At 58.1% G+C, this 8,819-nt stretch carries 6 protein-coding genes; 4 read left to right on the top strand and 2 right to left on the bottom strand.

Going from position 1 to position 8,819, the window contains the following annotated elements; translation table 11 throughout:
• Positions 1 to 68: 68 nt before the first annotated feature.
• Both BN873_RS07400 and BN873_RS07405 read right to left on the bottom strand, forming a co-directional pair.
• Positions 69 to 1,433, bottom strand: a complete 1,365-nt coding sequence (locus BN873_RS07400; RefSeq protein WP_048672325.1) for a sigma-54-dependent transcriptional regulator — start codon at positions 1,431 to 1,433, stop codon at positions 69 to 71.
• On the bottom strand, positions 1,433 to 3,388 hold the full coding sequence (locus tag BN873_RS07405) for a cache domain-containing protein (protein WP_048672327.1): 1,956 nt from the start codon (positions 3,386 to 3,388) through the stop codon (positions 1,433 to 1,435). The genes BN873_RS07400 and BN873_RS07405 overlap by 1 nt, the downstream gene beginning before the upstream one ends.
• A gap of 101 nt (positions 3,389 to 3,489) precedes the next feature.
• Here BN873_RS07405 and xth point away from each other — a divergent pair, with 101 nt between their 5' ends.
• From xth to BN873_RS07425, 4 genes are read left to right on the top strand one after another with little or no spacing between them, the layout of a single operon-like run.
• Positions 3,490 to 4,266, top strand: a complete 777-nt coding sequence (gene xth / locus BN873_RS07410) for an exodeoxyribonuclease III (protein WP_048672370.1) — start codon at positions 3,490 to 3,492, stop codon at positions 4,264 to 4,266.
• 11 nt (positions 4,267 to 4,277) lie between these two features.
• Positions 4,278 to 5,321, top strand: a complete 1,044-nt coding sequence (rfbB, locus tag BN873_RS07415; RefSeq protein ID WP_048672331.1) for a dTDP-glucose 4,6-dehydratase — start codon at positions 4,278 to 4,280, stop codon at positions 5,319 to 5,321.
• A complete protein-coding gene (locus BN873_RS07420) occupies positions 5,318 to 5,578 on the top strand; it encodes a hypothetical protein (RefSeq protein ID WP_048672333.1) in 261 nt (86 codons plus the stop codon). Before rfbB ends, BN873_RS07420 begins: the two co-directional genes overlap by 4 nt.
• Positions 5,575 to 8,484: an insulinase family protein gene (locus BN873_RS07425; RefSeq protein WP_048672335.1), complete on the top strand. Its 2,910-nt coding sequence runs from the start codon at positions 5,575 to 5,577 to the stop codon at positions 8,482 to 8,484. The genes BN873_RS07420 and BN873_RS07425 overlap by 4 nt, the downstream gene beginning before the upstream one ends.
• Positions 8,485 to 8,819 lie beyond the last annotated feature (335 nt).

The following is an 8,819-nucleotide window of genomic DNA, read 5'->3' on the forward strand; positions in this document are numbered from 1 at the left end:
CAGTCGCAGCGTTGCTAAAAACCTTCCAGGACGCTCAGGGATTGGCGGGGCAGGCTGGCGTAGCCTGCTCAGCGCAAGCCGTATTTCTTGATTTTGCGATAAACGGTGGCGACGTTCATGCCCGACTGATGAGCAACTTCTTCGATGTTGCCGCCGGTGCTCGACAACAGCCGGTTCAAATAGTCGCTTTCAAAGCGCGCCAATGCCGTAGCGTAATCCGACTCATTAGCCGAATGATCGGCCAGCGGCTGCTTTTCCGGCAGATCGATCAACTGGGCCACCACCTCCAGGCCGATATAATCGCTGCTGTCGATGGCCATAGCCGCCTGCACCACATTACTTAGCTGGCGGATGTTGCCCGGCCAGTCATAATCCATCATCGCTTCGATGGCCTCGCGGCTAAAGCCCTTCACCTGTGTCTCGAAGCGCTTGTTCTGCTCCTTGACGAAATGCGCTACCAGCAACGGCAGATCGGACTGGCGCTCGCGCAGCGGCGGCAAACGCAGTTGCACCACGTTCAGCCGGTAAAACAGATCTTCCCGAAAGGAACCGTTTTGTACGGCGTTTTGTAAGTTGACATTGGTGGCCGACAGCACCCGCACATCGACTTTGATCGGCGTGGTATCCCCCACCCGATAAAACTCCTGCTCCTGCAAAAACCGCAATAAAGTCTTTTGTACGTTCAGCGGCAAGGTGCCGACTTCATCCAGAAACAGGGTACCGCCATCGGCGGTCTCGACCAGGCCCTTATGATCACGATCCGCGCCGGTGAACGCGCCCTTGCGGTGGCCGAACAGTTCACTCTCCAGCAAGGCTTCCGGGATCGCGCCGCAATTGATGGCGACGAACTTGCCGTTCTTGCGCTTGGAAAAATGGCGGATGGCCCGCGCCACCAGCTCCTTGCCGGTGCCGGATTCACCGCTGATCAGCACCGGAATGTCGCGGATCGCCACTTTACGGGCGGTTTCCAGCAGGTTCAGCAGATGCGGCGAGTTGCCGACGATAGAGCCTTGCCAAGCCGCCAACTCCTCCCGCAGTTCGCGGTTTTCCTTGATCAGCTCGGTTTGCCGCAGCGCATTGCGGAGCCGCGACAGCAATTCTTCCGGCTCGAACGGCTTGGTCAGCATGTCGTAAGCGCCCTTGCGCAGCGCTTGCAGCGACAGATCGACCGTGGCGTGGGCGGTAATCATGATCACCGGCAGTGCGGGGTCGAGCTGCTTCACCTTTTGCAGCACGTCAAGGCCGCTGATCACCGGCATCTTGATATCGGTGATGACCAGATCGTATTTGCCAGGCCCAAAGCCGGTCATCGCATCGACCGACCGAGTGAACGCCGAAACGGTATACGCCTGATCCAACAGGATCGCCTCGACCATCTGGCAAACGGCCTCGTCGTTGTCGATCAACAAAATGTGCTTTGCGCCGCTCGCCATCAGGCCGACTCCGCCTGGCTGGGCAGGCTGACGGTCACGGTGGTGCCCTGGCCGACGGTACTGGCGACCGCCAATTGGCCGCCATGCTGCTCGACAATGGTCTTGGTGATCGCCAGGCCAAGACCGGTGCCGCGCTGCTTGGTGGTAAAGAACGGCTCGAAGATCTTTTCCAGATGCTCCGGTGCGATACCGGAACCGGTATCCTGAAAGCTGATGTCGATCCAGCCTGTCTCATTGAGCGTGGTGCCAACCACCAACCGACCACCCGCCGACATCGCACCAGCGGCATTGAGCATCAAATTCATGGCCACCTGGCGGATTTGATCGCCGTCCAACTCAACTGGGGGTAATTGCGGCGCCAAAGCGGTGCTGACGGTCACGCCCTCCAGATCGGTATGGTGCGTGGCGAAATCGACGATTTGCGCCAACAACTCGTTGAGATCGGTCGCCACCCGCACTGGCCGGGGAACGCGGGCATAACTCAGCAAATCCTGCACGATGGTCTTACAGCGTTTGCTCTCGCGTTTGATCTGCTGGATGAACCTAAAATGGGGGTCTTCGGGATTCATCTTGTTTTCGAGATGGGCGGCATAACCCATGATCACGCCCAGCGGGTTGTTGATCTCGTGAGCCACTTCCGAGGACAGCACGCCGATGGAGGCCATCTTGTTTTGCTGAGCCAGCGTACTTTCCAGCTCCTTGTTGCGGCGTAATACCTCGGTCATCTCGTTGAAATCCGCCGCCAATTCGCCCAACTCATCGGTCGTGGTCACGGGCAGCCTGGTGTCGAGCCGCCCGCGCCGCACTTCTCGCACGCCCTCGGTCAGGCGGCGAATCGGATCGGTGAGAAATTTAGAGGCAAAAAACAGCAGCGTGGCCGCAAAGGTGCCGATCATAAAGGTCAACAGGCCCATGCTGGATAAAATATGTTGTTCGATGAGATTGGCCGGTTCATAGAACTCATCTTCATAGGAACCCACCGCGACGATCCAATCCCACGGCGCAAAATACTGATAGCGCACGATCTTCATACGGGGCGCGAGATCGGTCTGATTTCGCCACGGATAACGAATCCAACCGTTCTTATGCTCGATCATCTCGCGGATGAAATAGTGACCCTGCTGATCTTGTTCATCGTAGACGCTGCTGCCCTCGCGAAAGGGATGCAGGGTTAATTCGCCGCGGCGGGTCATCGCATAAATATAGCCGGTCTTACCGACCGGCTTGGCGAGGATGTTTTGCTTCAATTCTTGCAGGGCTTGCTTTTCAAACGCGGTATCGTCGTAGCTCTCTTCCAGATAACCGCCCGCCGCCACGATCCAATCCCACGGCTGGAAATACAGATAAGCGACGATTTTATTGCGTGGGCGGGTTTCGCCGAGTAGCTCGTTGCGCCAGGGATAGACGCTATAGAGCACCTCGCCCGGTTTGGCGGCGAGGGCACGTTCGCACATCTCCTGAATGAAACGGCGGCCCTCCTCGTCCTCGGCGGCGTAAATATTCTTGCCTTCCTGGGCGATATGAATGGTGAGATCGCCCTTGGAGGTCATGGCGTAAAGGTAGCCGGTTTCGCCGACGCTAATGGTTTTGAAGGCTTTCCGGGCTTCTTCCTGGGCTGCTTCCAGTGTCTGCCGACCGTTAAGTTGTTGCTCGTGCTGCGCCTTGATCAGGTTGTAGGCGAATCGCGCCAGCGTCGCCAGATCCTGCCGCACCACACGGCGCTTATCTTCCCGATACACTGCAAATTGCTGATAGTGGGCATTGAGCAAATCCAGGGTGAACTCGGTCATGTGCTCCAGATCGCTACGGGTGACCTGGGTGATCCCTGAATAAGCCTCCTGCTTCGACACATAGCCGACGATGAGGCCGACGCCGAGCACAGGCAACAGCACCAGCGGCAATACCACCGCCAACAGTTTGCCGCGGATTTTCAGGTCGCGTAGGCAACGCAGCATGATTGGATCACAGGAGAGTCCATAATACCCTGTAGTATAATCGGCGTGTGCTCATCGGTTTCTCAAATCTCCGCCAAACCACTGCCCGCTTACCGTTCATGCTGAAAATCGCCACCTGGAACGTCAATTCGCTTAATGTGCGGCTGCCACAGGTTCTGGATTGGCTGCGCACTCAGCAGCCGGATATTTTAGCGCTTCAGGAAACCAAGCTGAGCGATCCTGATTTTCCCACTCTGGACATTGCGGAAGTGGGCTATCAAGCCGTGTTCTCCGGGCAGAAGACGTACAACGGGGTGGCGATTCTTAGCCGCCTGCCCGCGCACGATCTCATTACCGACCTGCCGGCACTGGATGACCCGCAGCGGCGGGTGCTGGCTGCGACCATCGGCGGCGTGCGGGTGCTGAATCTTTATGTTCCCAACGGTCAAGCTGTTGGTTCCGATAAGTACCGCTATAAACTCGGCTGGTTAAGCCAGCTTAACGCCTGGCTGGCTACTGAACTGAAGCAACATAACACGCTGGTGGTACTGGGCGATTTTAACATCGCACCGGAAGATCGTGATGTGCATGATCCCAGCGCCTGGGCCGGACAGGTGCTGTGCAGTGAACCGGAGCGGGCGGCTTTTCAGCGACTGCTCGATCAAGGCTTAAAAGACACCTTCCGCCTGTTCCCGCAGGAAGAACGGAGTTTTAGCTGGTGGGATTATCGCGCCGCCGCATTTCGCCGCAATCTCGGCTTACGCATCGACCATATTCTGGCCAGTCCGGCCCTGGCAGCGATCTGTCATGGCTGCCGCATCGATCCAGCACCGCGTCGATTGGAACGCCCCTCTGATCACGCGCCGGTCGTCGCCGAATTCAATTTCGACCTTGGTTGAACTTAAAACTCATGGAATATCATCCTCATCATGTGCTTGTCACCGGCGGTGCCGGTTTCATCGGCTGCAACTTCGTGCGCCATTTGCTGGCGACCGATCCGGCGGTGCGGATCATAACGCTTGATCTGCTGACCTACGCTGGTTCGGTCGATAACTTAGCCGATCTCCCGGACTCGGCCCGGCACCGCTTCGTCCAGGGCGATATCTGCGACCGGCCTTTGGTCGATCAACTGCTGCGCGAGCACGCCATCGACACCATCGCCCATTTCGCCGCTGAAAGCCATGTGGATCGCTCTATCACCGGCCCGGCGGCGTTCGTACAAACCAATCTGGTCGGCACCTTCACCCTGCTGGAAGCGGCCCGGCTGGCCTGGCTGGATGGCAAAAAAGCCGAGGGCTGCCGCTTCCATCATATTTCGACTGACGAGGTGTACGGCACCCTGGCACGGGATGATGCGCCGTTTCTGGAAACCACGCCTTACGCGCCCAACTCGCCCTACTCCGCGTCCAAAGCCGGTTCTGATCATCTGGTACGAGCCTATTTCCACACCTATGGCCTGCCGGTCGTCACCACCAATTGCTCCAACAACTACGGCCCGTTCCAGCACGGTGAAAAATTCATTCCCACCGTCATTCGCGCCTGTTTGCTGCAAAAACCGATTCCGGTCTATGGCGATGGCAGCAACATCCGCGATTGGCTCTATGTCGAAGACCACTGTCGGGGCATCGAAACCGTGATCCGGCGCGGCGAGTTGGGTGGAACTTACAACATCGGTGGCTGCAACGAATGGGCGAATCTCAACATCGTCAAACGGATTTGCGACCTGCTTGATGAACGCCGCCCGCAACAGGCGCCGCATGACCGGTTGATCAGCTTCGTTACCGACCGACCCGGCCATGACTGGCGCTACGCTATCGATGCCGCCAAGATGGATCGGGATCTGGATTGGCGACCGCTGGAAACCTTCGAGTCCGGTATCGCCAAAACGGTGGACTGGTATCTGCAACGCCACGTTACCGATCCAAGCTGGGGCGGCCTGGTAGGCAACTCATGAATCCGCTGCGGTTAGGCCGCTGGATGGTTCTCATCGGCGCGATCCTGACTGCCGTCGGACTGATCACCGGCTTTGCCGCGCTGACGATTGGCGACCGGGGCTTGATTTTGAACCTGCTCGGCCTTACTCCAGTGGGTGTATTGCTCGCTTTTTCGGGTACTGTCCTGGTGGTGCTAACCGAGCCGCGTGGCGACACACCGCCCACCGAACCCGAATCACCCACCCACCCCCATTCCGAGTCAACCAAACTGAAATGACGACCCATCCTGCCTTCGAACTGCTGCGCCAGCATCCCATCCCGGCCCTGCGGCTGGAATTTCAGGAATACCGCCATATCGCCACCGGCGCGCGGCATTTGCATCTGGCCGCCGATGATCCGCATAACGCCTTTATGGTTGCCTTCCTGACGGTGCCGCAGGACTCGACCGGCGTGGCCCATATTCTCGAACACACGACCCTGTGCGGTAGCCAGCGCTATCCGGTGCGTGATCCGTTTTTCATGATGATTCGGCGGTCACTGAATACCTTCATGAACGCCTTCACCAGCAGCGACTGGACCGCCTACCCCTTCGCCAGCCAGAACAAAAAGGATTTCAATAACCTGCTGGATGTGTATCTGGATGCCACCTTTTTCCCGCTACTCAACGAGCGCGATTTCGCCCAGGAAGGCCATCGTCTGGAATTTGCCAAACCCGATGACCCGAATTCTCCGCTGAGCTTTAAGGGCGTGGTGTTCAACGAGATGAAGGGTGCGTTGAGTTCGCCGGTGCAACGGCTCGGTTTGGCGTTGCAAAGCCGCCTGTTCCCGACTACCACCTATCACTTCAATAGCGGCGGTGAACCGGAGGCGATTCTCAATCTCACCTATGAGCAACTCAAAGCCTTTCATGCCCGCCACTACCACCCCTCGAACGCGGTCTTCCTGACCTATGGCGATATTCCTGCCGCCGAGCACCAGGAACGCTTCCAGTCGGGTGCGTTGAACCCATTCAAGGCCCTAGAGTTGGATCTTGCGATTCCCGCCGAGCGTCGCTACACGGCGCCGGTCCATGATCTGATCCACTATCCGCTGGACGGGGCTGAGGAACTGACTGATCAGACCCACATCGTGCTGGGCTGGTTACTGGGGCCGATTACCGATCCGCTGGCGACCTTGCGGGCGCGTTTGTTGAGCGATGTGCTGCTGGATAACAGCAGTTCACCACTGCGGCACGCGCTGGAAACCTCCGACCTTGGCACAGCGCCGTCCCCAATGTGCGGTTTCGATACCTCCACCCGCGAGGCGACCTTTGTCTGCGGTCTGGAAGGCTCTAATCCCGAAGAGGCCGATGCGGTCGAAAAATTGGTGTTGGACGTTCTGCACCAAGTCGCGGCCGATGGTGTCCCGCAAGCGGCGGTGGATGCCGCCTTGCATCAACTGGAATTGAGCGAACGGGAAATCACCGGCGATGGTTTTCCTTATGGTCTGCGCCTGCTGATGGAAGCGCTGACCCCGGCCATTCACGGCGGCGATCCGATCACCGCACTGGATAGCGATCCCCTGTTGGAACAATTGCGGGCAGAAAGCCGGGCGGCGGATTTTATTCCGCACTTGATTCGGCAATTGCTTCTGGATAACCCGCACCGGGTAGATCTGGTTATGGCCCCCGATCCAGAACTATCGGCAAAACAGGCTGCCAGCGAAAATCAGCGGTTGGCCACTCTCGGCGCCACCCTGGCAGATGCCGATAAAACGCGCATTATCGAACAGGCCCGCATGTTGGCCGAACGCCAGCAACAACAGGATGATCCCGAATTACTGCCGCGCGTTGGACTGGATGATGTCCCGCCCGATTTGAAAATTCCTGAAGGGGTTAGCCGCCCGGTCGGCCAGATCCCCGCGCATTGGTACGCGCAGGGCACCAACGGTATGGTCTATCTGCAAGCGGTGCTTGATTTACCGACGTTGGATGCCGATGAGCTGGACTTGCTACCGTTCCTGTGCGCTTGTTTGACCGATGTCGGCAGTGGTGGCCGTGATTATCGCACGACTCAAGCATGGCAAGCGGCGGTGACCGGTGGTATCAATGCCCGCGTCAGCGTGCGCGGCGGCGTGGCGGATGTCAGTGAAGTGAAGGGTGTATTGGTCGTCGCGGGCAAAGCGTTGGCCCGGAATCAGGGCGCGCTATCGGATTTGCTATGGAACACGCTGACCAGCGCTCGGTTTGACGAGTTGCCGAAGTTGCGGGAGATCATCGCGCAGATGCGCGCCCAACGCGAGGAAGCCATAACCGATCACGGCCATATGCTGGCGCTGGCGGCGGCAAGCGCCAGTTTCAGCCCAGTAGCAGCGTTGAATCATCGCTGGGATGGTTTACAGGGCTTGAAAGCGCTTAAGGCGTTGGATGATGGCTTGGATGAACCAGCGGCACTGCAAAATTTTGCGTCCCGTCTGGAACGCTTGCGCGACCGGTTGGCTGCGATGCCGAAGCAATTGCTGGTGGTCAGCGAAGCAGAACGGCAGGCGGCGCTTGCCGAGGCGCTGGCCGCTCGGTGGCATGATCACCAAAGCTCATCCCCATTGCCGTTTGGCTTGGCCCCGCCGACAGCCTCCCCGATCCGGCAAGGCTTCCGAGTCAATACCCAAGTCAATTTCTGCGCCAAAGCGTACCCTACCGTCGCGCCTGATCATCCTGATGCCCCAGCTCTACAAGTTTTGGGCGATTTTCTGCGCAACGGTTATCTGCATCGCGCTATTCGTGAGCAGGGCGGCGCGTATGGTGGCGGGGCTGGTTATCACCCGGACAGCGGTTCATTCCGCTTCTACTCCTACCGTGATCCTCGGCTGGCCGACACCTTGGCCGATTTCGACCGGTCGCTGGCTTGGTTGCACAGCAATGATCATCCGGCGCGCACGCTGGAGGAAGCGATTCTGGGCGTCATTGCCGCCATCGATAAGCCGGGATCACCAGCCGGTGAGGCGATTACCGCTTTTTTCGGCACCTTGTTTGGCCGCACCCCGGAACAACGCCGCCGGTTCCGGCAGCAGGTGTTAGCGGTGACAGTAGCGGATTTGCAGCGCGTCGCGCAGACGTATTTGCAACCGGAACGGGCGAATTGTGCCGTGATCAGCGATGCGCGAACACTCGGTGCCCAGCCGGATTGGGCGGTGATTACGGTTTAAAATCCGCCAACAACTAAAGTTTTCGCCCCACGCGCCGTTAACCCAGCGGGGTACGGCGCGTTCTTATTTTGGAGGCGCGGGTAGCCACCAGCCACCGCCTCGACCTTAGACGCTACGTGCCACGGCATCTTTTGGCTATGGCATTACCTACCGCGCCGACCCGGCGTCAACCCTCCGGCCGCTCTACATTCCAGTGCTTAAACCGCCGCAATTGAAGCACTTTAGCCGACATAATGGATCATCATCGCTAGGCATACGAAATTTATAATTTGGTGTAATTGCAACACATTATCTTATGTACTTTTGCAATATTATGTATATGATTTAGATCATAT

The sequence above is a fragment of the Candidatus Competibacter denitrificans Run_A_D11 genome (assembly GCF_001051235.1).
Classification (GTDB): domain Bacteria; phylum Pseudomonadota; class Gammaproteobacteria; order Competibacterales; family Competibacteraceae; genus Competibacter_A; species Competibacter_A denitrificans.